The following is a 26,341-nucleotide window of genomic DNA, read 5'->3' as shown; positions in this document are numbered from 1 at the left end:
TTCCTTTCACTCCCGGAGGGAGTTACTCATGTCCGCTGGCGCACGGTTCGTCGTCCGCCGGCTGCTCCGTGGTCTGGTGACCATGTGGTTCGCCGTGACGGTGACGTTCTTCCTGCTCCGACTCCTGCCCGGGGATCCGGCGCTGGCGGTCGCCGACCCCACGATGACCGAGGAGCTCCGCGCCGACCTGCTTCGCGACTACGGACTGGACCGCCCCCTGGCGGTGCAGTACTGGGAATACCTGACCCAGCTCGCCCAGGGGAACCTGGGCGTGTCGTTCCGGCAGAACCAGCCGGTTCTCGACATCCTGCTCGAGCGTCTCCCCTGGACCCTGCTGCTGGCCGGGAGCGCGCTGGTCGTCACCGTCGTGCTCGGCATCCCACTCGGGGTACTCGCCGCCACCCGGGCCAGGGGGGCGGTCGATCGACTGATCCAGATCGGCGGCATCACCGGCCAGTCGCTCTTCGTCCCCAGCGTCGGGGTGTTCCTGCTCTACGTCTTCGGCGTACAGCTCGGGATCCTGCCGATCGGCGGCGCGATGGACGACGACGTCTACGGGCTGGCGGCGTACGGCAGCATCGCCGCGCACCTGGTGCTCCCCTGCCTCTCCCTGGCGCTGGTGCAGCTCGGCTCGTACGTGCTGACGCTGCGCAGCACGCTGATCGACGCTCTCGGCGAGGACTACTGCACGCTGGCCCGGGCCAAGGGCCTGCCGAACCGCAGGGTGGTGTGGCGGCACGCGCTGCGCAACGCGCTGCTGCCGACCACCACGCTGGTCGGGTTGCAGCTCGGCTTCCTGGTCGGCGGCGCGGTGCTGACCGAGTCGATCTACGCGTACCCCGGCGTCGGCCGGGCCATCTTCGAGGCGGTCGGCCAGCTCGACTTCCCGGTGTTGCAGGGGGCGTTCCTGATGCTCGCGTTCGCGGTCATCGTCGCCAACCTTCTCACCGACCTCGCCTACGGACTGCTCGACCCGAGGGTGCGGACGTCATGACCGAGATTCTGGAGAAGGGCACCACGCCGGCCGCCCTGCCGCCGTCCGAGTCGGTCGGCCGGCAGACCTGGCAGGCGTTCCGGCGTAACCCCCTCGGCCTGGCCAGCGCCGCCGTACTGCTGCTGCTCGGGCTGGTCGCGCTCGCCGCGCCGCTGATCGCCGACTACCCCTCCGGATACGGCGAGGACGTCCTCGCCAGCCCGAGCGGGGCGCACTGGTTCGGCACCGACGACCTGGGCCGGGACGTCTTCGCCCAGGTGGTCTGGGGTACCCGGGTCAGCATCGTGGTCGGGTTGGCGGCGAGCCTGCTGGCGATCGTGATCGGTGTCCTGGTCGGGGTCCTCGCCGCGTACTTCCGCCCGGCCGACCTGGTCCTCGGCATCATCGTCGACGTCTCGCTCTCGCTGCCGGTGCTGCCGCTGATGATCCTGGTCGCCGCGCTGGCCGGGCCGAGCGTTCCGACCCTGGTCGTGGTGATCGCGCTCTTCAGCTGGCCCGAGGTGGCCCGGGTGGTCCGGTCCCAGGGACTCGCCGTGGTGCCGATGCCGTACGTCGCGGCGGCGCACGTCGTCGGCGGCTCGCACCTGTGGGTGATCCGCAAGCACGTGCTGCCGGGAGTGGCGCCGGTCGTCGCCGTCTCGGTGGTGCTGACCACCTCCCGGGCGGTGCTCTCCGAGGCGGGGCTGTCGTTCCTCGGCCTCGGCGACCCGAACAGCTGGTCGTGGGGGACGATCCTCCACCAGGCGCAGCGCTCCGGGTCGCTCGCCACCGCCTGGTGGACGACCCTCTTCCCCTCGCTGGCCATCCTGCTGCTGGTGGTGGCCACGACCCTGCTGGCCGTGGCGTACAACGACGCCCGCAACCCCCGGACGAGGTGACCGTGCGACTGCAGCCCTCCTTCTTTCCCGCCCTGCACGAGCGGGTCCGTGCCGCCCTCGACGCCGCCGGGCTCGACGCGCTGCTGCTCGACGACCCGCTCGACGTGGCGTACCTGACCGGGTTCTTCCATTTTCCGAACGAGCGACCGGTGGTGGCGTACGTGCCGCTCGACGGCCCGGTGCTGCTGCTCGTCCCCGACCTGGAGCGGGAGTACGCCGCCGACCAACGGGCCGCCGCCGAGCTGGTGGTCTACCCGGAGTTCCCCGGCGAGCGGAGTCCGTGGCGGGTCCTCGCCGACGCGCTGCCGGCACTGCCCGCCCGGGCCGGCCACGCCCCGTCGACCTCGGTCGGTCGGGTTGCCGCGCTCGGCGCGGCGTTCCCCGGCACCACGTGGGTGACCAGCGACATCGTCGGCACCCTGCGGCTGCGCAAGACGCCGGAGGAGATCGCCCTGCACACCGAGGCGGCCCGGATCGCCGACGCGATGCTGGCCGAGGGGGCACGCCTGGTCGCCTCGGCGGTGGCCGAGGGGACGGAGCTGCCCACGGAGACCGAGCTGGCCGGGCACGTCACCCGGTACGGCGCCGCGCTGATGTACGCCGAACACGACGAGGTCGTGGTGGTGCCGATGCTCACCGGCGGCCTGGTCTACGGCGGCCCGAACTCGGCGCAGCCGCACCGACTTCCCGGCGGCGACCGACTGCGCCCCGGCGAGCCGTTCATGCTCTCCCTCGGCTGCGCGGTCGGCGGTCGGTTCGTGGAGAGCGAGCGAACCTTCCTGCTCGGCGCGCCCACGCGGGAGCAGCGGCGCTACTACGAGGTGGTACGGGAGGCGCAACAGGTGGGGACCGAGGCGCTGCGTCCCGGAACCCGCTGCGCGGACGCCAACCGGGCCTGTCTTGACGTGATCCGCCGGGCCGGCCTCGAGGAGTACCTGCGACACCGGCAGGGCCACGGGATCGGGCTCGGCTTCCACGAGCCTCCGTGGGTCGCCGACGGCGACGACACGGAACTGGCGCCGGGGATGGTGCTCTCCAGCGAGCCCGGCGTCTACGTACCCGGGCACGCCGGATACCGGATCTCGGACACCGTCCTCGTGACCGACGACGGACCGCGCCGCCTCACCAGCTTCCCCCGGGACCTGACCGACATCGTGATCGGAGCATGAGCATGTTCGTGGAGATCAACGGCAACCGGCTGAACGTGGAGGTCCTCGGCGACGCGCCGGGCAAGCCCACGCTCATCGCCCACCACGGGGCGCCGGGGCTGGGCTCGATGGCCGAACCCCGGGCCACGTTCGGCCCGCTCGCCGACGAGTTCCGGGTGGTGGTCTTCGACGCCCGGGGCTCCGGCGCCAGCGAGGGGATCGAGCCGTTCACCCACGAACAGTGGGCGGCCGACGTGGACGGTCTGCGGGAGTGGGCCGGCGCGGAGCGGATCGTGATGGCCGGTGGCTCGTACGGCGGCTTCATCGCGATGGAGTACGCGATCCGGTACCCCGACCGGGTCGCCGCACTGGTGCTCCGGGACACCGCGGCCGACAACGCCAACCAGGAGCTGGCGATCCGCAACGCGCTCGCCTCCGCCCGGGTGGAGATCGATCGGGAGAAGCTGGACCGGATCATGTCGGGTCGGGTACGCGACAACACCGACCTGCGGGACTGCTGGGCGGAGATCCTGCCGCTCTACGACCACGAGCTGGACTGGGCGAAGGTCCGGCAGCGGGTGGAGAACACCCCCTACCGGTACGCCACGCACAACTTCGCCTTCGCCGTGAACCAGCCGAACTACGACATCAAGCCGTTGCTGCCCCGCATCTCCTGCCCGACCCTGGTCACCGTGGGCCGACACGACTGGATCACCCCGGTGGAGTGCAGCGAGACGATCGTGAAGCTGATCCCGAACGCCCGACTGGTGGTCTTCGAACACTCCGGACACTCGCCCCAGGTGGAGGAGGCGGAACTCTTCCAGCGGGTCGTCCGCGAGTTCCTGGCCGGCGTACCGGCGCTGCGGGCATGATGCCCGTCGAGATGTACGACCTCGACCCCATCGACCGGCGCATCGTCGCCGCGCTCCAGGTGAACGGGCGGGCGAGCTGGACCGACATCGCCCAGCTCGCCGGCACCTCGGTGACCACGGTGGCCCGGCGGGCCCAGCAGCTCTTCGCCGATGGGCTGGTCAAGGTGACCGCCGCGCCGCACCCCGGCGGAGGGCCGGCCGACCTGCTGATCGTCCGGATCCGCTGCGCGGCGGGGAGCCAGCTTCCCGCCGCCCAGGCGTTGGCGGCGATGCCGGAGGTCCGCTTCGTCGCGCTGGTCACCGGGGTATACGACCTCGTCGCCGAGGTGCTGGTGCCGAAGGGGGTCAGCCTGCACAGCGTGCTGCTCAACGGGCTGCAGCGGATTCCCGGCGTGGAGGGCAGCGTCGCCGACCTGGAGCTGCACACCTACAAGTCGACCCACGAGTGGAGCCGGCACCTGCTCGGCACCGGGAGCCAGCTCGTTGCCCCGCCTCCGGTGCACGACTGCCCGCCCGCCCACCTCGACGAGCTCGACGAGCAGATCATCGCGGCGCTGCGCGAGGATGGCCGGGCCAGCTTCCAGTCGGTCGCGGTCGGCCTGGGGGTCAGCGAGAGCACCGTCCGGCGCCGCTTCGAGTCGCTGTACACCGCCGGCTGCGTCCAGGTGATCACGCTGGTCCCGGCGGCGGCGCTCGGCTTCGAGGCCGAGATCCTCTTCTGGCTCTCGGTGGCGCCGTCCCGGCTCGACGCGGTGGCCCGCGAGCTCGCGGCGCTGCGCGGGGTGCGGTACGTCGCCGCGACGCTCGGCCAGGAGTCGCTGATGTGCGAGGTGATCCTGCCGACCCACGCCGACGTCTTCGAGTTCACCACCAAGACGCTCGGCGAGATCGACGGGATCCAGGCCTGGACGGCCGGGGTGGAGCTGCTGACCGTCAAACGCGGTTTCGTGGTCACCCCGTGGGCGGCGCGGCGACTCGCCGCCGAGGTCGGCGACGCGGCCGGGTCGGGGGCGACCTCGGCAGCGCCGGTGGCGACGGCGGTGCCCACCACCCGGGCCGAGTCACCCGGACCGGTGAAGGGCAACGGTCGTACCGCCCGCAGTCGGCGCGTCTCCTCCTGACACCCGGGCTCAGCGGAGCGCCGGCGGGCGACCCGGGCCGGCGACGGCGAACCGCGGCGGCCCGGTCGGTGACCGATGCGGAGCGGCCGGTGCGGGCGGGCCGGAACCGGGTCACCAGGGCCCGAAGATCCGCTCCCCGGTCGCCGAGATCGCCGCGCAGAGTGTCGCCAGGTCGGCGCCGGTCGTCTCGGCCAGCGACCGGACCGTCAGCGGGATCAGGTACGACGCGTTCGGCCGGCCCCGGTACGGCGTCGGGGTCAGGTAGGGCGCGTCGGTCTCCACCAGGATCTGGTCCAGCGGGGTCACCCGGGCCGCCTCCCGGAGCGCCCCGGCGTTGCGGAAGCTGACCGTGCCGGCGAAGCTCAGCACGTAGCCGCGTCGCACGCACTCGGCGGCGAACTCGGCGTCGCCGGAGAAGCAGTGCAGCACCACCGTCTCCGGGGCGCCCTCCTCGTCGAGGATCCGCAGGACGTCGGCGTGGGCGTCCCGGTCGTGGATCACCAGCGGCTTGCCGTACCGCTTCGCGATCGCGATGTGGGCCCGGAAGCTCGTCTCCTGGGCGGCCCGGCCCTCCTCCCCGGTCCGGAACGTGTCCAGCCCGGTCTCGCCGATCCCGCGTACCCGGTCCTCGGCGGCGAGCGCCTCGATCTCGCGCAGCGCCTCGTCCAGGTCGGCGACCCGAGGCGCCTCGTTCGGGTGCAGGGCCACCGTCGCCACCACCGCCGGTTGCCGCCGCGCCAGGTCGGCGCCCCAGCGCGACGACGCGACGTCGACCCCGACCTGCACCAGCCGGTCCACCCCGACCTCGGCGGCCACCGCCACGGCCGCGGCGACCGGATCGCCGGGGCGGTCGGCCCACGGCGGGGCGCCGTCCTCGGCCAGGGTGAGGTCCAGGTGTGTGTGGCTGTCGATCACCGGCTGCGGCACCGGCTCCGGTATCGGCGGAAACTCTCCCGCCCGCCGGGCGGCCCGCTGCCGGCGGGACTCGGTCTGCTCGGTCATCGCTGCCAGCATCACACATCACCGGACCGGCCGGTCCCGGTGGGCCGAAGCGACACCGCCGGCCGGCCGAACCGGCAGTTCGGCGGCGGCGCCCACCATCGACGTCCGTCGGTAACCTGTCGTTCACCCGTCCGGTACGCCACCGCCCTAGTGTCCGGGCGATGAGCGTGTCTCCGCAGGCCAGCGAGGTGCCGGAGGCGCCGGCCGGGTTGCGCGTACGGTACGGCGGCGCGATGCACCCGGCTGAGGAACTCGCCCGTGGGGCGGCGTACGAGCTGTTCAGCCAGGAGCCCGTCGACGGGTTCCTCCGGGACACCCGACCCACCGCGCGCTATCCGTGGCACCGCTACGTCCACACCAGCGAGGTCGGTCGGCCGCCCGGCACCGCCGACCCGGAGAGTCCGCTGATGGTGCCGCTCAACCGGGAACTGACCTGGCGGGACGTCCACGAGCTGAGCCAGACCCCGGCCGCGGCCGACCACCCGCTGCTGGCGGCGGTCCGCAGGTCGGCCGTCATCCGGCGCGGCACCCCCATGGTCAAGGCCCTCTCCGCGTACCAGCTCACCGGCTACCTGCTGCGCGGCTGGCTGCCGTACGGCTTCTGCTACCGCGAGTACGACGTCGCCCACCTGCGGACCCCCGCCGACCAGACGCTGCTGCGCACCGACGGCGAGGCGGGCCGGGCCGTCCCGGAGGTCGCCTACCTGCTGCGCTGGCGCGCGACCGACCCGATCGACTACGTGCTCCCGGCCGGCCCGGAGCACCGGGGTCTGCTCCGGATCCCGTCACACGACCGGGTCGGCCCGCCGGTGCTCGGCACCGGGTTCACCCCGAGCGGACGGCACCTGATCCCCGAGTTCGTCACCCGGGACTTCGCCGACCTGCCGCTGCCGGCGAACGCGGCCCTGCTCGCGCACACCTCCGACGGGGACGAGGTGGTGCTCTACACGTACCAGCCGGAGCAGCGCGGCTGGCTGCGGATGGTCGGCCCACGGTGGCGGCACCTGCTGGCCGGCATTCCGGGGATCTCGCCCGACCAGGAGTACGTCTCGACCGCGGAGGCGCCCCGTTCCACGGTGCTGATCGGCACCTACCGGGGGCAGGAGCACGAGGCGGTGGCCGACCCACCCGACGAGTTCCGGGTGCTGGCGCGGACCCGGGCGGCCCGCTACCCGGTGGAGACCCTGGTCCGGCTGGCCCGGTACGTCACCTGGCGCGGCGCCCGCTGCCTCGTGCTCCGCGAGGAGTCCGGCTGGTTGCGGGTCCGGCTCTGCCGACCGGACCCGGACAGCGTCGCCGCGCTCGGGGCACAGTGCTACGAACGCGGTGTCTACGAGGCGTGGGCACCAGCCGCCGAGACGACCGACGACGGCCTGCGGGACGTGGCGTACCCGCGCTGACCGGGGGAGGGCTCGCCGCCCGCGTCCCGGCCCGCTCGGCCACGTCCGCCCGGCGGAAGGGCTACGCCGGCCCGACGACCTGCGGCAGCACCTCGGCGGCGATGAGTTCCAGGTGGTCGAGGTCGGTCATCTCGGTGAGCCGCAGGTGCACCCGGGTCGCCCCGATCTCGGCGAACTCCCCGATCCGCTGCACCAGCTGGTCCGGGGAACCGGCCACCGGGTCCTCCGGCGGCAGGGCGCTCTCCTCGTGCAGCGGCGCGAGCCGGCGGCGCACCTCGGCGTCGTTGCGGCCGATCGCCACCACGATGCCGGCGGAGAGGACCAGTGGCTTCCGGCCGGCCTCGGCCCGACCGACCCGCTCGCACGCCTCGGCGACCCGCTCGTACGCCTCGGCGGTCTCCTTGACCGTCCGGAAAGGCAGGTTGAACTCGTCACCGTACCGGGCGGCCAGCTCCGGCGTCCGCTTCGGACCTCGGCCGCCGACGATGATCGGCGGCCCCGGCACCTGCACCGGCTTCGGCAGGGCGGGGGCGTCGCTCAACTGGTAGTACGCGCCCTGGTGGCTGAACCGCTCCCCGACCGGGGTGGACCAGAGTCCGGTCACGATGGCGAGCTGCTCGGCCAGCCGGTCGAACCGCTCCCGGACCGGTGGGAACGGGATGCCGTACGAGACGTGTTCCCGCTCGTACCAGCCGGCGCCGATGCCCAGGTCGATCCGGCCGCCGCTCATCTGGTCGACCTGCGCGACCTGGATGGCGAGCGGGCCGGGCAGCCGGAACGTGGCCGAGGTCACCAGGGTGCCGAGCCGGATTCGGGAGGTCTCCCGGGCCAGCCCGGCGAGGGTGAGCCAGGCGTCCGTGGGGCCGGGCAGTCCCAGGTCGGCACTCATCGACTGGTAGTGGTCGGCTCGCAGCCAGGCGTCGAACCCGCACTCCTCGGCCAGTTTGGCCATCCGGAGCTGGTCCTCGTAGCTGGCGCCGCGGTGCGGCTCGGTGAAGATCGCTACCCGCATGGTCATGACCCGCTCACCCCGACCATCGCCGGTTCCTCCCGCTCCATCAGTCGTTCGTGCAACTCCGCGCTGCACCGGGCCACCTCGGCGAGGTGGGCGTCGCGGCCGAGGCGACGCGGCCGGGAAACGTCGATGCCGGCCACGGCGCGGATCCGACCAGGCCGTGGACTCGGGACGACCGCCCGGTCGGCCGACAGCACCGCCTCGTCGATCAGGTGGGTGACGAGGAGGACGGTGGCGTCGTTCTCCACAGCCTCGACAGGTTAGCGGGTGTCGCGAACGGCCGCCGCGTCGGGTGGATCACCGTACAGAATCGGAGGCTCGTCCATTGTGTTTGCCTGGACCGAATGATCTACTCCAGGGTGGCCCCCACCAGGCTGCCCCAGCGTGCTGCTGGTAGACGACGAGGAACTCATATGGCGGTTTCGATCGGATGAACTCGTAGGTTGGCCCGACCGAAGGCAACGATGACGTCATCCTCCGTCCTATGTGGGGCCTCTCACCGCTCCGACCGGGCCACATCGGATCGGGGCTTTCCGCGCTCTGTGCGCACACCTCTCCTCCGGCTGGCTTCGCGCCACCGGCTTGAAAGGAAAGTCAGCGATGAAGTTCGCCCGTACGTTCGGGGTCGCGGCTCTGGCCACGACCCTGCTCCTCGGTGCCGCCGGCTGCTCCGATTCGTCGGACGACGGCGGCGACGGCAAGACCGCCTCACTGGAGAAGATCACATACCTGACCAGCTTCGGGAACTTCGGCCGGGACGCCTACGCGTGGGTCGCGAAGGAGAAGGGCTACTTCAAGGAGGCCGGGTTCGACGTCGACATCAAGCCCGGCAACGCGACCTCGGAAAACCTCAAGATGATCTCGACCGGGCAGGCGATGTTCAGCCCGCTCGACCTCACCGGCATCCTGCTCGCCAAGGGCCAGGGTCAGGGCCAGGACATCGTGGCGGTCGCCGGAATCCAGCAGCGGACGATGACCGCGATCATGTCGCTGGAGGGCAACGGCATCACCCGGCCCGCCGACCTGGAGGGCAAGACGCTCGCCGACAGCCCCAGCTCGGTGGTGCGCAACCTCTTCCCGACGTACGCCAAGCTCGCCGGCATCGACGCCAGCAAGGTTAAGTGGGTCAACGGCACCCCGCAGACCCTGATCGGCACGCTCGCCGGCGGTGGCGTGGACGCCATCGGGCAGTTCGTGGTCGGCCGGCCCACCGTGGAGGCCGCCGCCAAGGGCCGGAAGGCCGTGGTCCTGCCCTACAGCGACATCATGAAGGACCTGTACGGCAACGTGCTGGTCACCTCCCGCAAGCTGGCGACCGAGAAGCCGGAGATGGTCAAGCGGTTCGTCGCGGCGCTCATCAAGGGGTTGGAATACTCCATCGCCAACCCGAAGGAGGCCGGCGAGATCCTGCACAAGAACGTTCCGGCCGCGGCCGCCGAGCCGGCCGCCGCCGAGCTGGAGCTGATGGCCGCGTACGTCAGCTCGGACATCGGTGTCGGCGCCATCGACATGGCGCGGGTGGCCCGCAGCATCGCTCTGCTGCAGGCCGCCGGTTCGGTCCCGGCCGGACTGACCCCGGAGCAGGTCGTCGACCCCTCCTTCACGCCGAAGGCCTGACCGTTTTCCCGGCCAGGGGTACATCCGCCGGCACGACCGGCGGGTGTACCCCTCGTGCCGTTCCGGCCCGTGCCGGAGACCGGAGGAGAGGTTCACATGGTTGAGATCGAATCGCGGGCCCGCGCGCCGCGTACCCGATGGGGGTCTGCTCCGGCGGTGAGCGCCGCGGTCTGGCCGGTCATTGGGCTGGTGGCCCTCGTCGCCGCCTGGTGGCTCGCCACCTCGGCGACCTCGCTCGTGCACCCGGCGGTCCTGCCCCCACCGGGCGAGGTGCTGGCCGCGTTCCTCCACCGCCCGGAGGAGCTGCTCACCGGCACCTGGATCACCACCCGGGAGACGGTGCTCGGCTTCCTGCTCGCCACCGCGGGCGGCGTCCTGCTCGGCATCGCCCTGGCCACCTCGAGGACGACCGACCGGATGTTCTCGCCACTGCTCGTGGCCCTGAACGCGGTACCGAAGATCACGTTCGCGCCGCTGCTGGTGATCGCCCTGGACTACGGGCAGAAGCCGATTCTGACCATGGTCGTCCTGCTCTCGTTCTTCCCGGTCGTGCTCGCCACGACCACGGGGCTGACCAGCACCCCGAACGACCTGGTCGAGCTGACCAGGTCGCTGGACGCGTCCCGCTGGCAGACCTTCGTGAAGGTGCGCTTCCCGATCGCGTTGCCGCAGATGTTCGTCGGGTTGAAGGTCGCCATGCCGCTGGCGGCGATCGGTGCCGTCATCGGCGAGTTCTACGCCGGCGACGAGGGTGGGCTCGGATACGCGATTCTCCAGTACAGCGGCGTCGCGGACGGTGCGACCGCCTGGGCCGCGATCCTGCTGGTCGGGATCCTCAGCATCATCCTCTACTACGCCCTCGTGCTGGTGGAGCGGCTGATGCTGCCCTGGGTCCGGGAGACCACCTCGGCCCGCTGACCGGCGGCCGGACCCGCACCGGCGGCGGCACCGCGTCCGCCGAACCCGTACGACGGCGCCGACCCGCCGGCACACCGGCGGGATCCGCATCGTCGCGAGCGGGCCGGCCGCCGGTTCCGTCCGGCCACCGGCCGCGCCCGGCCCGCCCGGACCGGCGGCTGCTCGTACGGCCGCGTCGAGCGGGCCGGGCTGAGCGGGCCGGGAAACGGCTGGGACGGAGACGGGTGGTCAGCCACCGAGCCGGGCCAGCTCCTCGTCCACGATCGACGGGTCGAGCTTGCGGAACACCGGCTTCGGCGGGGCCAGCGCCCGGCCGACCTCGACCGGCACCGACTCCCAGCGGGCGCCGGTGGTGTAGTCGCCGGTCAACACCGGGTACGACGGTCCGCCGTCGAGGTCCTCGACCTCCACGATCGACGGCATCGGGACGTGGACGCCGGTGCCGCCGAGCAGCTCGTGGATCTTCTGCGCCGAGTGCGGCAGGAACGGGGTGAGCAGCGTGTTGGCGTCGCTGACCACCTGAAGCGCCACGTGCAGGATCGTCCCCATCCGGGGCTTGTCCGCCTCGCTCTTGAGCTTCCAGGGCGCCTGCTCGGAGAGGTACTTGTTGGCCTCGGCCACCACCCGCATCGCCTCGCCGATCGCCTGCTTCTGCCGGTGCCGCTCGATCAGCTCGCCCACGGTGCCGAACGCGGCCCGGGCGGTGGCGAGCAGCGCCTCGTCCGCCTCGGTCAGGCCGGCCGGATCGACCGGCGGGATGGCGCCGAAGTTCTTGGCCGCCATCGAGATCGACCGGTTGACCAGGTTGCCCCACCCGGCGACCAGCTCGTCGTTGTTGCGGCGGAGGAACTCCGACCAGGTGAAGTCGGTGTCGTTGCTCTCCGGACCGGCGACGGCGATGAAGTAGCGCAGCGCGTCGGCGTCGTACCGCTCCAGGAAGTCGCGGACGTAGATCACGACCTGCCGCGAGGAGGAGAACTTGCGCCCCTCCATGGTCAGGAACTCGCTGGAGACCACCTCGGTCGGGAGGTTGAGCCGGCCCAGTTCGCCGGGCTCGCCACCCCGGTCGCCCTCGCCGTCGTAGCCGAGCAGCAGCGCCGGCCAGATCACCGAGTGGAAGACGATGTTGTCCTTACCCATGAAGTAGTAGCCGCGAGCGTCCGCGCCGGCGCCCTGCTCGTCCGCCGACCACCAGCGGCGCCACGCCTCGGGGTCGCCCGAGCGGCGGGCCCACTCGATCGAGGCGGAGAGGTAGCCGATCACGGCGTCGAACCAGACGTAGATGCGCTTGTCGGAGCGGTCGCGCCAGCCCTCCAGCGGGATCGGCACGCCCCACTCGAGGTCCCGGGTGATCGCCCGGGGCTGGAGGTCGTCGAGCAGGTTCTTGGAGAAGCGCAGCACGTTCGGCCGCCAGCCCTCCCGGCTGTCCAGCCACTTCCCGAGCGCCTGGGCGAAGGCCGGCAGGTCGAGGAAGAAGTGCTCGGTCTCGACGAACTGCGGGGTCTCGCCATTGATCTTGGAACGCGGGTCGACCAGGTCGACCGGGTCGAGCTGGTTGCCGCAGTTGTCGCACTGGTCGCCGCGCGCCTGGGGGTAGCCGCAGATCGGGCAGGTGCCCTCGATGTAGCGATCCGGCAGGGTTCGGCCGGTCGACGGGGAGATCGCCCCCATGGTGACCTTGGGCACGACGTAGCCGTTGCGGTGCAGCGTCTCGAAGATCTGCTGCACCACGGCGTAGTGGTTGCGGGTGGTGGTCCGGGTGAAGAGGTCGTACGACAGACCCAGCCCGTGCAGGTCCTCGACGATCACCCGGTTGTAGCGGTCGGCGAGCTCGCGGGGGGTGACACCCTCCTTGTCCGCCTGCACCTGGATCGGCGTGCCGTGCTCGTCGGTGCCGGAGATCATGAGTACGTTGTGCCCCGCCATTCGCATGTACCGGCTGAACACGTCGGAGGGAACGCCGAAGCCGGAGACGTGACCGATGTGGCGCGGGCCGTTGGCGTACGGCCAGGCGACCGCCGCGAGAACGTAACTCATGTGGAGCAAGCCTAGTGACCGACGTCGGGCGTCCGCGAACCAACGTCTCGGCGCCGCCCGGGCCGCCCCGCCGGAAGTGGCGGATTTCCGACTGAACCGACACAGACACGCGGAGTGCGCTTTCACTTCCGGAGCGTAGTTCCGGTGTCCAATAGAGTGGTGACGGGCAGCTCAGGTGGGCAGCAACCAGAGGAAACACCCCCACCCGAGACCGGGGCCGGGGTGCCGGCCGACGCTTCGCGACCTCCCGACGAGCCCGGACCACCGGCCGGCGAGGCCCTGCCCCGGCCCGGCGAGACGTCACCACCGGACGAGGCACCACCACCGGCCGGCGAGGTCCTGCCACCCGGGACGGAGTCGGCGGTGGTTGAGGCGGGGCCGGCGCCGACGCCCCGGACCCCGGCAGAGGAGGTGCGCCGGTACGAGCCCGCCCCGGCCGCCCCGTTCCGGGGCGCCGCACCGGCCCTCGGCTCGCCGTGGCTCAGCGCCCCCGGCACGCTGCCGAACCCGTCGGCGATCGAGCCGACCACCGGCGCCCCGCTCGCCATGCTGCCGCAACGGGCGCCCCGGGCCACCCCCCGCAATCGGCCGCCCTGGAACGCGCCGGCCGCCCGGACCGGCCCGGAGGCCCCCGATACGGCGGACACCGCCCAGGACGACGACTTCTGGCTGCCGATCGAGGAGGTCCACTGGGACGGCACCCCGGTGGAGCCGACACCCCGGACCTGGTACGGCCGGCCGAAGCGCCGACCGGGCGAGGCCGCCCCGCCCCGGCCACCGAGGCCACCGAAGCCGCCACCGCACCCGGCCCTCGGACTCGCCGGCGTGATCCTCTTCTGCCTGGTGGCCAGCTTCTTCGCCTGGGTCAGCGCCGAACCCTGGTGGCTCGCGGTCGGGCACGGCGAGCGGGGCACGGTGGTCGTCGAGAGCTGCCGGGGTCGGGGCCTCGGGCTGCACTGCCGTGGCGAGTTCGTCTCCACCGACGGCGTCCTTCTCGCCCGGGACGTCCGGCTGGTGGGCGTGACCGGCGGCGCCGAGAAGGTCGGCTTCGAGCTGCCCGCCCGGATCATCGACGCCGAACGCACCCGGGCGTACGTCGGCGCCGGCACCGGGACGCTACACCTGCACTGGTCGCTCGGACTCGGCGTGGTCCTGCTCTGCACCGTCGGGACGGGCTGGTGCAGCGGCGCGCTGCGGTTCCCGGAACGGAACGGCCGACGCCGGGCCGCCCTGGTCAGCTACGCCGGGCCGCTCCTGCTCACCGCCGGTTTCCTCGCCGCCGCGTACTGACCGCCCGCCGGGCCGGCACGCCGCACGGGCACGCCACCAACCGGGCCGGCCGGGTCAGGCGCCGGCGGGCGGGTGGACGGCGTTGTAGACGTGGCGGCGGCGCAGGCCGTGTTCGGCGGCGACGGCGGCGACGGCGTCGCGCCGGGACGTACCGGCGGCCTCCAGCTCGGCGACCGCGGCCCGCAGCTCCGCGTCGGTCGGAGGCGCGGCGGCTGCCGGAGCCCCCGCCACCACCAGCGTGATCTCGCCGCGCGGCTCACCGGCGGCGGCCCAGGCGGCCAGCTCGCCGAGCGGGCGGCGCAGCACCTCCTCGTACGTCTTGGTCAGCTCGCGGCAGAGCGCGGCCGGCCGGCCCGGGCCGAAGGCCGCAGCCAGGTCGGTGAGGGTGGCCGCCACCCGGTGCGGCGCCTCGAAGAAGACCAGGGTCCGCTCCTCGGCGGCCAGCGCCCGCAGCCGGCTTCGGCGTCCGCCGCCGGAGCGGGGGAGGAAGCCCTCGAAGCAGAAGCGGTCGGTGGGGAGTCCGGAGAGCGCGAGCGCGGTGGTGACGGCGCTCGGCCCGGGAGCGGCGGTGACCGGCACGCCCGCGTCGAGCGCGGCCCGGACCAGCCGGTAGCCGGGATCGGAGACGCTCGGCATCCCGGCGTCGGTGATCAGCGCGACCAGCGCGCCGCCGAGGGCGGCCTCGACCAGCTCCGGGGTGCGCCGCTCCTCGTTGCCCTCGAAGTACGACACGATCCGGCCGCCGACGGCGACCCCGAGGTCGCGGGCCAGTCGGGCGAGCCGCCGGGTGTCCTCGGCGGCGACCACGTCGGCCCGGGCGAGGGTGTCGCGCAGCCGCGCCGAGGCGTCCGCCGGATCGCCCAGCGGCGCGCCGAGCAGGACCAGCCGGCCCTCACCGGGCATTTCCCTCACGAAACCGACCCCTCCATCGATACATGTCATCGCAGTTCGCGAGCGTCGTGCCCCAATTCACTGCCTGGCAGCCTACGATCACGGGGTGACTCTGGCGTCGACAGCGCAGACCGAGGTCCTGGGACAGGCCGGATCGCCGACGAACCCGGCGGTCGAGGTGACCGTACACGGTTCCGGCGGGCAACCCGCCGAGGGCGACCGGACCGACCGCCCGCTCGCGGGGGTGCCGGCGATCATCCGACGCCGGCTCGCACCGCTGGAGACCCGGCTCGACCCGTGGTCCTGGCTGGCCACCGGCGTCATCGTCCTCATCGCGGGAATCCTGCGGATGGTGGGGCTGAGCAACCCCAAGGGCAAGATCTTCGACGAGGTCTACTACGCCACCGAGGCGTACGAGCTGCTGCAGCACGGCGTCGAGTGGGAGGAGGAGCACAACCGGGCCGCGTACGTCGTCCACCCGCCGCTGGGCAAGTGGATGATCGCGCTCGGCGAGCGGATCTGGGGCTACAACGAGCTGGGCTGGCGCATCGCGGCCGCGATCGTCGGCACCCTCTCCGTGCTGCTGCTGGTGCGGATCGCCCGGCGGATGTTCCGGTCGACCGTGCTCGGCTGCACCGCCGGCCTGCTGCTGGCCCTGGACGGGTACCACCTGGTGCTGTCCCGCACCGCGCTGCTCGACATCTTCCTGAGCTTCTTCGTCCTCGCCGCCTTCGGCGCCCTCGTGCTGGACCGGGACGCCCGGCGGCGGCGCTGGCTACGGGCGATCGAGTCGGGAATCGACCCGAGCCGCCCCGGACGGGCCGGCCAGCCCCCGTTCCGATTCGCCGACTCCGTCCCGTGGTGGCGCCTGTTGGCCGGCGTCCTGCTCGGCTGCGCCTTCGGGGTGAAGTGGAGCGCGCTCTACTTCGTGCCGGCGTTCGCGCTGCTGGTGATCCTCTGGGAGGCTGGCGCCCGCCGCTCCGCCGGGGTACGCCGGCCCTGGCGGGACACGTTCGTCGACGAGACCGGCTGGCTGCTGCTGGCCGGGCTGATCATGCTCGTCACCTACCTCGCCACCTGGACCGGCTGGTTCGTCAGCGACGACGGCTACTTCCGACACTGGCTCGCCGACAACGGTCGTTCCAGCCCGCCGATCATCGGTGACCTGTGGAACCTGGTCCACTACCACCAGGAGGCGTTGCGGTTCCACACCCAGCTCGACGACAGCCACCCCTACCAGTCCTGGCCCTGGCAGTGGCTGCTGCTGGGCCGCCCGGTCGTCTTCCACTACACCGGCGACGGGGTCTGCGGGGCCGCGAGCTGCTCCTCCGAGATCATTCTGCTCGGGACCCCGCTGCTCTGGTGGTCGTTCCTGCCCGCGCTCGGCGCGCTCTGCTGGCTCGGCATCGCACGCCGGGACTGGCGGGCGGGGGCGATCCTGCTGGTGGTGGCCGCCGGTTGGCTCCCCTGGTTCTGGTTCGCCCTGCAGGGCCGGACCATGTTCTCGTTCTACCTCGCCCCGGCCGTGCCGTTCCTGGTCCTCGCCGTGACGTACGTGCTGGGGGTGATCGCCGGCCCGGCCCAGGCCGACACGTCGTCGGGCGCGGCGCGCAGCGGGGATTCGGGGTCGGCCGGCTCGGACCCGGGCTCCGCCGGGGCACCGAAGACCCGGGTCAGCGATCGTCGGATGATCGGGTCGATCGTGGTCGGGACGTACGTCCTGCTCGTGGCGATCTGCTTCGCGTACTTCTACCCGGTCTTCGTCGGACAGGTGATCCCGTACGCGGAGTGGTCGGCCCGGATGTGGCTCGGCAACCGCTGGATCTGATCGGACGGCGCGGATGGCGTCGAGGCGCGGTCAGGGCGCCTCGGCGGCCGGCGTGACCTGGACCGAAAGCCTCGGACACAGACGCGCGCCCCGATCGCCTGCCACGGGGGAAGCGGGCGATTGGGGCGCGCACCAAGGAGCTTAACCACCCCGGATCACCCGCACAACGGGTGGCGTTCAGTCAGATTTCCGACCCGCGCGCCGCCGACCGTAACGGATATATGGGGCGCGGCGGTCGACCGGTCCTCCGCCCACCGCAGCACCACCCGTCGTCGTCAAACACGGCCCGGTCAGGTACCGACCGACCGGCCGGAGGGTCGGCATGGCGACCAACCCGTTGCCGTCACCGCTGATCCGGCTGCCCGTTTGACGCCATAGAACGGGCGGTGAGCCGCCGCCGTCGGTGCCGGTGTCCTCCCCCGCTCCTCCCGCGGGCCGCACACCACGGACCCGCGGGACCTCCCCCTCGGAACCCGGAGGAGAGCCATGTCCGATCCTCGCGCAGCGGGTAGCTCCGCCGGGCGGATCACCGCAGACCCGGGACGGTTCACCAGCGGCCCCGGCACCGGCTGACCCGGCACCGGCCTCCCGACCGGCCCGTCCCGGCCGTGTCGTCGTCTCCTCCACGGCGGCGCCACCCGGGGCGGGCCCGCCCCGTGCCCCGACCCGGCCGCGGGCCGTACCCGCAGACGCCGCTCCCGGAAACCGCCGTACCCCGGCACACCCGGCAACCGCCATGCCTCGGCGGCTCTGGGACCACGCGGGACTGCGCTGGTACCGCCGCTGATGCCGCCGCGGGTGCCCACCCGCCCGTCGCGGTTCTACCGCGGTGTCGGCCCGGCCCGATACGCTGCCGCCACACGCGGTCGGAACGACCGCGCCCAGGGACAGCCGAGATTCCGGGGGTGCGACGTGCGTGACGGGCGGGTGGCCGACCGCTGGGCGGCGATCGAGACCTGGTTGGCGACGCACGCCACGGAAACCCTCGGCACGCTGCGGCCGCCCGCCGAACCGGTGGCGGTCGAGGCGGCGGAGCGCGCCATCGGGGTGACCTTCCCGGCCGACCTGCGCGCCTCGCTGGCCCGACACGACGGCGCCACCGACGGACCGGCCGCGTTCCAGCTCGCCGGCGACTACCAACCCATGCGGGTCGACGACATCGTTCCGCGGTGGCGCGCCGCCACCGACGCGCTCGACCACGACGACCGGGACGAGTTGATCCGCAGCGGGTACTGGCATCCCCAGTGGGTGCCGTTCGCGAAGACGAACTCGGTCGACATGCTGGTGGTGGACTGCCGACCCGGTCCGACGTACGGCGCGGTCGGGATCCATCAGGAGGGCGACGGCACCCACTTCGGCCACTGGGCGGACCTGGCGGCCCTGCTGTCCGACGTCGCCGACGCGCTGTCGCGGGACCGGCCGATCGGGCACTGGCACCCGGTGGCGTACGGCGGCCGGCTGCGCTGGGAGATCGTCGAGGAGCAGCATCCCGCGCCGCGGTCCCTGCTCGACCTGGCCGCCGCGGCGCGCCGGTCCGGCACGCCGGTTCCGCCGGTATCCCCGCCCGAGCGGCACCGAGTGCCGCCGCATCCGGACGCCGGCTGGGTCGGCGAGTACGGGCACGTCGCCCTGACCTTCGTGGCGGGGATCGACGAGGCGGAACTGCTGCGGCGGTTCGGCGCCGACCCGGCCCGGGCCGTTTCGCGTACCCGGATGCAGGCCCGGGCACTGCGCGACTCCTGGGTCCTCCCGGTGCTGCGGGTCGGCCGGGCCGGGCGGTGGGCGTTCGCCGTCGAGGAGGAGCGGAGGCCCGAGGGCGTACGCCCGGAGGCGCTCCGCCGGCTCTCGGCCGGCACCTGGGCCGTGGCGCTGCACTACACGGGCAGCAGCACCCGGTTCACCCTGGTCGAGGACGGGACCCCGGTCATCGAGGGCGACACGCTGTACCCGGCCCGATGGACCGGCCGCGACCCGGACCGGTTCCTGCCGGCGCTGCGCGCCGCCGGGCTGGCGCCGCCGGATGCCACGCGCTACCCGGACGAGGACGTCCCGGCGCTGCTCGGGGTGCTCCGCGCCGAACTGGGCATCGAGTTCGACGGTGACCTGCTGCGCCCGCCGCTGCCCAGTGCCCAGTTCCTGCCGGTGCTGCCCGACCCGCCGACGACCAGCGCCGTCTCCGCCCGGGTCGAACCACTCCTCGCCGCCCAGTTGGCGTACGCGGACGAGGAGCGGCTGCGCGCCGCGCTGCTCGCCCAGGCACGCCGGCTCGCCGCCGAGACCGGCCTCGACGGTTACCCGGAGCTGGTGGCGGCTCTCGACCGGGCGGCGGCCGGCGACCGGTGGCGGGTCGAGGACGAGTCACCGCTCGGGCTACGGGTCCGCCGGATCGCGGCCGAGGCGAACGCCGCGTCCGCCTCGCGCGGCGACGCCGTGGCCCGCGGCCTGATCACCGAACCGGAACGGCGGGCCTGGGCGCGGCGGCAGCAGGCCGCCGAGGCGATCGTGCACGTCCTCGGGCCGGCCGCACCACGGATCTCCGGCGGCCACCTGCTGCGCCGGCGGCTGCACCCCAACTGGCGGGCGCAGTTCGGCGCCGACCTCGGTCCGGTCCCGCTGCCCGACGGGGCGGTCGAGGAGCTGGTCGCGGCCGAGGAGCGGGAGCGGACGGCGGAGCCGCTCGTACCCCTGGTGGTACGACCGCGGCGACAGCCTCCGCTGGGGCAGCCTCGGCCGGCGTTGCGCCCGGTGATTCGGACCCTGGCGACGGGAGGGGTCGCCTCCACACACGTCCCGCCGCCACCCACGTCCTGACCCGACACGCCACTGTCCGGGCCGCCCCACGGCCCGGTCACGGCCGCGAGCTGTCCACGGTGACGGTCCGAACCGGATCGATCCGGACCTCCGCCGACCGCTCCCCTCGTCGCTTCGGAGGATGCGGTGACTGTCCGATCAGCCGAAACCGCGCAACATGTCACCGCCGAGACGGTCGGATGGACTGCCGGACGCCGGACGCTCGGCACACTGTGACCGTGCCCACACCGTCCCCCGCACCGCACCTCACCTCCGCGCCCCTCCGGCTCGGCGTACTGGCGCTGGTGGTCGTCCTCGGCATCACCGCCTGTGACTCCGGTGACGCCGATCCCGGCGGCCAGGGGCCGGTCTGGTCCACCCCGTCGAGCACTCCGGCCAGCCCGGCGCCCGAGGCCTTCACCGGCTGGTCGGATCCGGCCCGGGTCGGTCAGCCGTACGGTGACACGGTTGCGGGGCTGCTCACCTTCCGTGGCAACCCCACTCGGACGTACTACGGCACGGGACCGATTCCGCGCGAGAAACCGACGCGACAGTGGACGTTCCCGCGCACCGGCGGGCTCTGCGGTACGTCGACCGACGAGAAGGGAACCCGGGTCTGGTGCGGTACGGGCTGGACGGGGCAGCCGGCGGTCTTCGAACGCGACGGCCGGACCTGGGTCGTCTTCGGGGCGTACGACCACAAAATCCACTTCCTGGACGCCGAGACGGGTGAGCAGATCCTGCCCGACTTCCCCACCGGGGACATCATCAAGGGCTCGGTCACCGTGGACCCGGACGGCTTTCCGCTAATCTACTCCGGCTCGCGGGACAACCACTATCGAATCATCGCCATCGATCGAGGTCGCCCCACCGAGCTGTGGAAACTGTCGGCGCGGGCGGTCTCGCCGACGATGTGGAACGACGACTTCGACGGGGCCGGTCTGGTCCTCGACGACCACCTCTTCCTCGGCGGCGAGAACAGCCAGTTTCACATCGTGAAGCTCAACCGACGGTACGGGCCGGACGGCACGGTCACGGTCAGGCCCCGGCTGGTCTTCCACACTCCCGGCTGGGACGCGCGGCTGCTCCGCGACGTCGGTGACCGGATGGTCTCGATCGAGAACTCCGTCGCGATCCATCGCGACACGGTCTACTTCGCCAACTCGGGCGGGCTGGTACAGGGCTGGGACATCGCTGGACTGACCCAGGGCCGCACGCCGAAGCGGGTCTTCCGGTACTGGACCGGGGACGACACGGACGCCTCGGTGGTAATCGACGAGGCGGGCGCGCTCTACGTCGGCTCGGAGTACGAGCGCGGCACCGCCCGGTCGAGGCGGGTGGGCCAGATGATGAAGCTGGATCCGAGCCGGGACGGCGACCCGCTGGTCTGGAAGGTCGACGACCACGGCCGCCGACCGGCCGGCGTCTGGGGCACCCCGGCGCTCCACCGTGACCTGGCGATCTTCGACACGCAGGGCGGCGAGGTGCTCGGCATCGACCGGGAGACGGGCGAGGTCCGGTGGCGGTTCCGGCTGCCCGGGCCGACCTGGCAGTCGCCGGTGGTCGTCGACGACGTACTCCTGATCGGAGACTGTGCCGGCAGGCTGCACGCGTACGACGTCGCCGACACCCGCGCCCGGCCGAGGCGCCTGTGGACGGTCACCCTCGGCGGCTGCATCGAGTCGACGCCGGCGGTCTGGCGCGGCCGGATCTACGTCGGGACCCGCGCGGGCGCCTTCCACGCCATCGCCGCCCCCTGATCCGTTCCGGCTCGGCGGCGGGCCGTCGCTACCCGGAGGCGCTGGCGGCCAGCAGCGCCCCGGCGGCCGCGGTACGCGAGTAGCGGACCAGCCGCCCCTCCCGGTACGCGCCGACCAGCCCCGCGGCGCGCGGACGCGGTCAGGTGCTGCGACACCCAAGTGGCTCGCCGTCGCCGCCGTGGTCCTGATCACCGCCTGCGAGGCCGGCCCGCACCCACCGCGCGGTGCCGGCCTCGGGCTGTCCTGACCACACCCACATTCGCTCGCCGCACCCGCGCCCACGGGCCAGGCCCCGGTCGTGCCGCGGTCGATCGACGGTGCCAGCCAGGAAGGAAACTTCCAAGAAGTCTTCCCCAAAGCGCATGTTTCTGCCAGCCTGACATCTACCATTGCCGATGGTAAGGAAGGCCACGATGTCGCTGCGCCGCCTCGTCGTCACCGCCCTCGCCCTGCCCCTGATCACCGCCCTCACGCTCGGGCTGGGCACCGCCCCGCCCGCGCACGCCGCCGCGCTCACCTGGGTCGCGCTCGGCGACTCCTACGCCTCTGGCACCGGGACCCGGGAGTACTACCCGGACAGTGGTGGCTGTGAGCGCTCGCCGCACGCGTACCCGGTGCTCGGCGCGCAACGGCTCGGCGCGACCCTCACCTTCAACGCGTGCTCCGGCGCGACCGTGTCCGGTGTGCTCAACGGGCAGCTCTCCGGCCTCAACTCCGCGACCAGCTATGTCACGGTCTCGGCTGGCGGCAACGACATCGGCTGGGTGTCGGTGGTGAGCCGGTGCGCGCTGCCGTGGCCGTACACCTGCTGGGCGGAGATCGACGCCGCGGAGAACATGATCCGCAACACCCTCCCCGGCCGGCTCGACCAGCTCTACTCGCGGATCCGCAGCCTCGCCCCGAACGCGCGGGTCGCCGTCGTCGGCTACCCGCGACTGTTCAACGGTGAGGAGTGCAACCTCATCGCCCGGATCTCCCCCGGGGAACAGGCCGAGATGAACGCCGCCGCCGACCTGCTCGCCACCACCATCCGGGCCCGGGCCGAGGCGCACGGCTTCGCCTTCGTCGACGCCCGTGGCCCGTTCACCGGACACGCGGTCTGTGACGACGTCGAGTGGATCAATGGCATCTCCAACCCGCTCAGCGAGTCGTACCACCCGAACCGAGCCGGGCACGTCGGCTACACCGGGATCGTGACGTCCGCGCTCCAGTCGGCGGCCCGGAAGCGCTGACCAGGGCGGCGCGCCGGCGGCCGGGCCCGGTGTTCGGCGACCCGAACCGGCCTGTGCCTCCCAGCCGCCGTCTGCTGACCATCACCCGCGCGTGGCGGTCTGCGGTAGGTATACGGCGATGTCCATACCGCCGGTCGGCTGGGCGGTGGCAACGATCTCTCCGTCGTGCGCGGTGACGATCGCGCGGACGATGGACAGGCCGAGCCCGGCTCCGCGGGTGCCGTTGGTGGTGCCTCGGACGAACGGCTCGAACAGCCGTTGTTCCTCACCGAGGGTGACCGCCGGACCGGTGTTGACCACCCGTAGGAAGGCGTGCCCGTTCGCGGTGCCGGAGGTGATCGTGACGTGTCCGCCGGCATGGTTGTAGCGCAGGGCGTTGTCCAGCAGGTTGCCGGTCAACCGTTCCAGCAGTACCGGCTCGCCGCTGGCCGGTGCCGGCCGCAGATCGGTGTGCAGGGTGATGGCCTCGCGCGCGGCCTGGTCGGCGGCGGCGGCGACGGTCGCGGCGGCGACCTCGGCCAGGTCCACGGGCGTCCGATGGAGCGGACCGGCCTGGCTGCGGGCCAGGACAAGGAGTCCGTCGAGGGTGCGCTGGGTGGTTTCGACGGCGGTGGCGATGTCGCCGGCCATCGCGATGAGTTCGGCCCGGTCGGGTTCGCCGTCGAGGGTGACGTCGATGGCGGTACGTATGGTGGTGAGCGGGGTGCGTAGTTCGTGCGCGGCGTTGGCGACGAACAGGCGCTGGCTGTCGAGGATCCGGTCGCGTTCGGCGAGGCCGTGCTGGATGCGGTCCAGCATGCCGTTGATGGTGGTGGCCAGCGCGGCGAGTTCGTCGGCGGGCTGGCGGACGGGTATCCGTTCGGACAGGTTCTCCGCGGAGAGCCGGTTCGCGGTCGCGGAGATCGTGCGAATGGGGTGCAGTATCCGCCCGGCCACCACCCAGCCGGTCAGCCCGGCCAGCGCGGTCACGACCAGCAGCGCCGGTACGGCCTGGGTCAGCAGCTTGGCCATCGCCGCGTCGATGTGCAGCCGCAGGCTGCGAAACAGCAGCAGGTACGTCAGCATCGTGAGCAGCGACCCGGCGGCCAGCACCAGGACGGTGTACAGCAGCGTGAGAAGGCTGCGGGCGGTCAGTCGCCCGATCACGGGGTGATCCGATAACCGACGCCGGTCACGGTCTCGATCAGTGGTGGATCGCCGAGCTTGCGGCGCAGCGTGCTGATGGTGATGCGTACCGCGTTGGTGAACGGGTCGGCGTGCTCGTCCCACACCTTTTCCAGCAGCGTCTCGGCGCTGACCACGGCACCGTCGGCGGCGAGCAGCCGTTCCAGCACCCCGAACTCCTTCGGGGTCAGCGACAGCAGCCGACCGTTTCGTTCGACGACGCGCCGGGACGGATCGAGTTCGACATCCCGCGCGCGCAGCACCGGCGGGCGGGCCGGCGTGCTGCGCCGGGCCAGCGCGCGTACCCGGGCGACCAGCTCGGCGAAGGCGAACGGCTTGCCCAGGTAGTCGTCGGCGCCCAGGGTCAGCCCGGTCACCCGGTCGGACACGGCGTCGGACGCAGTGAGCATCAGCACCCGGGCGGTGCCGTGTTGCGCCAACCGCCGGCACACGGTGTCACCGTGCATCACCGGAAGGTCCCGGTCCAGGACCACCACGTCGTACGGCGTCATGTCGCACTTGTCCAGCGCCTGCTGGCCGTCGTGGGCCACGTCCACGGCACAGCCGTGCTTGCGTAGCCCGGCCGCGATGTATCGGGCCAGCGGCTGTTCGTCCTCGACGAGCAACACCCGCATCCGCCCAGTATCCCGAGCACCGCATATGGGTGGCGTATGGGCGGCCGATCAGCTGCCGATACGCGGTCGCCGGTAGACCTGCACCGGTCCGGTTGTCGACCGGGAAAGGACGTGATCATGGATTTGACTGACGACGGAGGCGAATCATGAAGATCAGGTCAGCCGCTCGCTGGCTCCCCGGCGTCCTGCTCGTCAGCGCGGCGCTCGTCGCGCCCAGCCACGCGGCCCAGGCCGCGCCGGTCGGCTGCCAGGCGCCGGTGCCGAGCACCACCAAGCCCGGCTACACGGTCGCGGACCCGAACTGCGACCCCGACGGCACCCCGTTCCAGCCGCTCACCGACGCTGACGGCAACCCCGTCAGCAAGACCTACACCGGCATCGAGAACGGCGCCGCCTTCCGGATGGAGGTGCCGCTGGACTGGAACGGCGAACTCGTCGTGTACGCCCACGGCTACCGAGGCCGGGGCACCACCGTACACGTCGAGAGCCCTCCCCTGCGGGAGCACTTCGTGGCCCGGGGCTTCGCCTGGGCCGCGTCCAGCTATCAGACCAACGGCTACGACGTCGGGCAGGGCGTGCGCGACTCGCACGCGCTGATCGCCCAGTTCGCCCGCGTCCACGGCACAGCGGCCCACACCGTCTACCTGACCGGCGGGTCGATGGGGGGCCACGTCACGGCCACTGCGATCGAGCAGTTCCGCGGCTCGTTCGTCGGGGCCATGCCGTACTGTGGCGTCCTCGACGGCGTCAAGCTGTTCGACTACTTCCTCGACGCGACGGTGACCGCGGCCGCGCTGGCGCGCGTCCCCCTGGAGTTCCCGCTGGAACCGTCGGCGGACTTCCCGACCACCTTCCGCGCGACGGTGGACGACATCAAGGCGGCGCTTGGCGTCGACATCGGGCGGCCACCGAACCTGACCCCTGCCGGACGGAAGTGGTCGGATGCGGTCGAGCGGCGCTCCGGCGGTGAGCGGCCCGGCTTCGAGAGCACGTTCGCGTTCTGGAACGCGATCAGAGGGCTGACGCCGTACACCGACCTGCCGTTCCTGTTCGCGCTCTACCCCGGCCTTGACGGCGGCACGGCCGGCATCGCGGACGGCAACCTCACGTCCAATCGGTCCACCTGGTACGAGCTGGACGATCACGTGCTGCCGAGCGTGGATGAGATCAAGCTGAACCTGACGGCGCTCCGGGTCGACCGCACGGCCCAGCCGAGCTCGGACCTCAGCGGCATGCCGCGGGTGGACGGCGATCCACGCATTCCCGTGCTGTCGCTGCACAACATCGGCGACCTGTTCGTGCCGTTCTCGATGGAACAGGCCTATGCGACCGCCGTCGCGTCGCACGGGCAGTCACAGCTGTTCGTGTCGCGCGCGATACGCGCCAACGGGCACTGCGACTTCACCGAAGCCGAGCTGGCACGGGGCTTCGATGACCTGGTGAACTGGGTCCGCACCGGGCACCGTCCGACCGGGGACGCCATCCTCGACCGGCGCGTGGTGGCCCGCGACGACTTCGGCTGCCGGTTCACTGTCGGCGTCCGGGCGGACTTCGTCGCACCCGCCTGCCCCTGACCGCTACCCGCACGGATGGTGCGGTCGAACCACCACCATGGGCCGCCGCGGCAGAGCGTGGCCATGCCGATCAGGGCTTCGGCGCAGAAACAGCCCTCGTAGGTAGTACTCGCATGCGGCCGGTCGGGCCAGCTGCCGGGAGTTGGACGAACCGCTGTCAAGGCGGGTTCGACTC

General features: G+C 72.5%; 21 protein-coding genes. 14 read left to right on the top strand and 7 right to left on the bottom strand.

Annotated features, from left to right (window positions below; translation table 11 throughout):
• Window positions 1-28 precede the first annotated feature (28 nt).
• Genes EF879_RS10540 through EF879_RS10520 form a run of 5 tightly spaced genes read left to right on the top strand, consistent with a single transcriptional unit; the run spans window position 29 to window position 5,013 of the window.
• Window positions 29-994 carry an ABC transporter permease gene (locus EF879_RS10540; RefSeq protein WP_123557353.1) on the top strand — a complete coding sequence of 322 codons (966 nt, stop codon included), beginning with the start codon at window positions 29-31 and terminating at the stop codon, window positions 992-994.
• Window positions 991-1,872 (top strand): ABC transporter permease, encoded by an 882-nt coding sequence (locus EF879_RS10535; protein WP_123557352.1) that lies wholly within the window; start codon window positions 991-993, stop codon window positions 1,870-1,872. Before EF879_RS10540 ends, EF879_RS10535 begins: the two co-directional genes overlap by 4 nt.
• Window positions 1,873-1,874: 2 nt before the next feature.
• Window positions 1,875-3,041: a Xaa-Pro peptidase family protein gene (locus tag EF879_RS10530; RefSeq protein ID WP_123558339.1), complete on the top strand. Its 1,167-nt coding sequence runs from the start codon at window positions 1,875-1,877 to the stop codon at window positions 3,039-3,041.
• Window positions 3,038-3,892, top strand: a complete 855-nt coding sequence (locus tag EF879_RS10525; protein ID WP_233604372.1) for an alpha/beta fold hydrolase — start codon at window positions 3,038-3,040, stop codon at window positions 3,890-3,892. Before EF879_RS10530 ends, EF879_RS10525 begins: the two co-directional genes overlap by 4 nt.
• Window positions 3,889-5,013 (top strand): Lrp/AsnC family transcriptional regulator, encoded by a 1,125-nt coding sequence (locus tag EF879_RS10520; protein WP_123557348.1) that lies wholly within the window; start codon window positions 3,889-3,891, stop codon window positions 5,011-5,013. Before EF879_RS10525 ends, EF879_RS10520 begins: the two co-directional genes overlap by 4 nt.
• Before the next feature lie 111 nt (window positions 5,014-5,124).
• Here the strand turns inward: EF879_RS10520 and EF879_RS10515 are convergent, their stop codons facing one another.
• Complete coding sequence (locus tag EF879_RS10515) at window positions 5,125-6,027, bottom strand: TatD family hydrolase (protein WP_123557346.1); 903 nt, start codon at window positions 6,025-6,027, stop codon at window positions 5,125-5,127.
• 149 nt (window positions 6,028-6,176) lie between these two features.
• Between EF879_RS10515 and EF879_RS10510 the strand changes: the two genes are divergently transcribed.
• A complete protein-coding gene (locus tag EF879_RS10510) occupies window positions 6,177-7,415 on the top strand; it encodes a hypothetical protein (protein WP_123557344.1) in 1,239 nt (412 codons plus the stop codon).
• Window positions 7,416-7,476: 61 nt separating this feature from the next.
• Here EF879_RS10510 and EF879_RS10505 read toward each other — a convergent pair whose 3' ends face one another.
• Together EF879_RS10505 and EF879_RS10500 are read right to left on the bottom strand one after the other, a co-directional pair.
• The gene (locus EF879_RS10505) at window positions 7,477-8,427 is read right to left on the bottom strand and encodes an LLM class F420-dependent oxidoreductase (RefSeq protein WP_123557343.1); all 951 of its coding nucleotides are present in this window, start codon (window positions 8,425-8,427) and stop codon (window positions 7,477-7,479) included.
• Window positions 8,428-8,429: 2 nt separating this feature from the next.
• Complete coding sequence (locus EF879_RS10500) at window positions 8,430-8,678, bottom strand: hypothetical protein (RefSeq protein ID WP_123557340.1); 249 nt, start codon at window positions 8,676-8,678, stop codon at window positions 8,430-8,432.
• Between the two features lie 352 nt (window positions 8,679-9,030).
• Here EF879_RS10500 and EF879_RS10495 point away from each other — a divergent pair, with 352 nt between their 5' ends.
• Both EF879_RS10495 and EF879_RS10490 read left to right on the top strand, forming a co-directional pair.
• A complete protein-coding gene (locus EF879_RS10495) occupies window positions 9,031-10,047 on the top strand; it encodes an ABC transporter substrate-binding protein (protein ID WP_123557339.1) in 1,017 nt (338 codons plus the stop codon).
• Window positions 10,048-10,143: 96 nt separating this feature from the next.
• Window positions 10,144-10,965 (top strand): ABC transporter permease, encoded by an 822-nt coding sequence (locus EF879_RS10490; RefSeq protein WP_123558337.1) that lies wholly within the window; start codon window positions 10,144-10,146, stop codon window positions 10,963-10,965.
• A 228-nt stretch (window positions 10,966-11,193) separates the two neighbouring features.
• Here the strand turns inward: EF879_RS10490 and metG are convergent, their stop codons facing one another.
• Complete coding sequence (gene metG, locus EF879_RS10480) at window positions 11,194-13,002, bottom strand: methionine--tRNA ligase (protein ID WP_123557335.1); 1,809 nt, start codon at window positions 13,000-13,002, stop codon at window positions 11,194-11,196.
• A gap of 159 nt (window positions 13,003-13,161) precedes the next feature.
• On the opposite strand from metG, the gene EF879_RS10475 reads away from it, so the two are divergent.
• Window positions 13,162-14,292, top strand: a complete 1,131-nt coding sequence (locus tag EF879_RS10475; protein ID WP_148086404.1) for a hypothetical protein — start codon at window positions 13,162-13,164, stop codon at window positions 14,290-14,292.
• A 54-nt stretch (window positions 14,293-14,346) separates the two neighbouring features.
• On the opposite strand, the gene rsmI is transcribed toward EF879_RS10475, so the two are convergent.
• The gene (gene rsmI / locus EF879_RS10470; RefSeq protein ID WP_123558335.1) at window positions 14,347-15,195 is read right to left on the bottom strand and encodes a 16S rRNA (cytidine(1402)-2'-O)-methyltransferase; all 849 of its coding nucleotides are present in this window, start codon (window positions 15,193-15,195) and stop codon (window positions 14,347-14,349) included.
• 37 nt (window positions 15,196-15,232) lie between these two features.
• Between rsmI and EF879_RS10465 the strand changes: the two genes are divergently transcribed.
• The 4 genes from EF879_RS10465 (at window position 15,233) to EF879_RS10450 (ending at window position 22,793) form a co-directional block, all read left to right on the top strand.
• Window positions 15,233-17,011: a dolichyl-phosphate-mannose--protein mannosyltransferase gene (locus EF879_RS10465; protein ID WP_370375489.1), complete on the top strand. Its 1,779-nt coding sequence runs from the start codon at window positions 15,233-15,235 to the stop codon at window positions 17,009-17,011.
• A gap of 912 nt (window positions 17,012-17,923) precedes the next feature.
• On the top strand, window positions 17,924-19,822 hold the full coding sequence (locus EF879_RS10460) for an SMI1/KNR4 family protein (RefSeq protein ID WP_158624151.1): 1,899 nt from the start codon (window positions 17,924-17,926) through the stop codon (window positions 19,820-19,822).
• A gap of 218 nt (window positions 19,823-20,040) precedes the next feature.
• Window positions 20,041-21,561 (top strand): PQQ-binding-like beta-propeller repeat protein, encoded by a 1,521-nt coding sequence (locus EF879_RS10455; RefSeq protein ID WP_158624150.1) that lies wholly within the window; start codon window positions 20,041-20,043, stop codon window positions 21,559-21,561.
• A 413-nt stretch (window positions 21,562-21,974) separates the two neighbouring features.
• A complete protein-coding gene (locus tag EF879_RS10450; RefSeq protein ID WP_123557327.1) occupies window positions 21,975-22,793 on the top strand; it encodes an SGNH/GDSL hydrolase family protein in 819 nt (272 codons plus the stop codon).
• Window positions 22,794-22,874: 81 nt separating this feature from the next.
• On the opposite strand, the gene EF879_RS10445 is transcribed toward EF879_RS10450, so the two are convergent.
• Together EF879_RS10445 and EF879_RS10440 are read right to left on the bottom strand one after the other, a co-directional pair.
• Window positions 22,875-23,939 carry a cell wall metabolism sensor histidine kinase WalK gene (locus tag EF879_RS10445; protein ID WP_233604371.1) on the bottom strand — a complete coding sequence of 355 codons (1,065 nt, stop codon included), beginning with the start codon at window positions 23,937-23,939 and terminating at the stop codon, window positions 22,875-22,877.
• Window positions 23,936-24,592 carry a response regulator transcription factor gene (locus EF879_RS10440; RefSeq protein ID WP_123557326.1) on the bottom strand — a complete coding sequence of 219 codons (657 nt, stop codon included), beginning with the start codon at window positions 24,590-24,592 and terminating at the stop codon, window positions 23,936-23,938. Before EF879_RS10440 ends, EF879_RS10445 begins: the two co-directional genes overlap by 4 nt.
• A gap of 146 nt (window positions 24,593-24,738) precedes the next feature.
• Here EF879_RS10440 and EF879_RS10435 point away from each other — a divergent pair, with 146 nt between their 5' ends.
• Window positions 24,739-26,166, top strand: coding sequence for a S9 family peptidase (locus tag EF879_RS10435; RefSeq protein ID WP_123557324.1), 1,428 nt, complete (start codon window positions 24,739-24,741; stop codon window positions 26,164-26,166).
• The last annotated feature ends 175 nt before the right edge of the window (window positions 26,167-26,341 follow it).

The organism is Micromonospora sp. HM5-17, from assembly GCF_003762835.1.
Lineage (GTDB): Bacteria > Actinomycetota > Actinomycetes > Mycobacteriales > Micromonosporaceae > Plantactinospora.
This window is presented reverse-complemented; position numbering and strand designations above follow the sequence as displayed.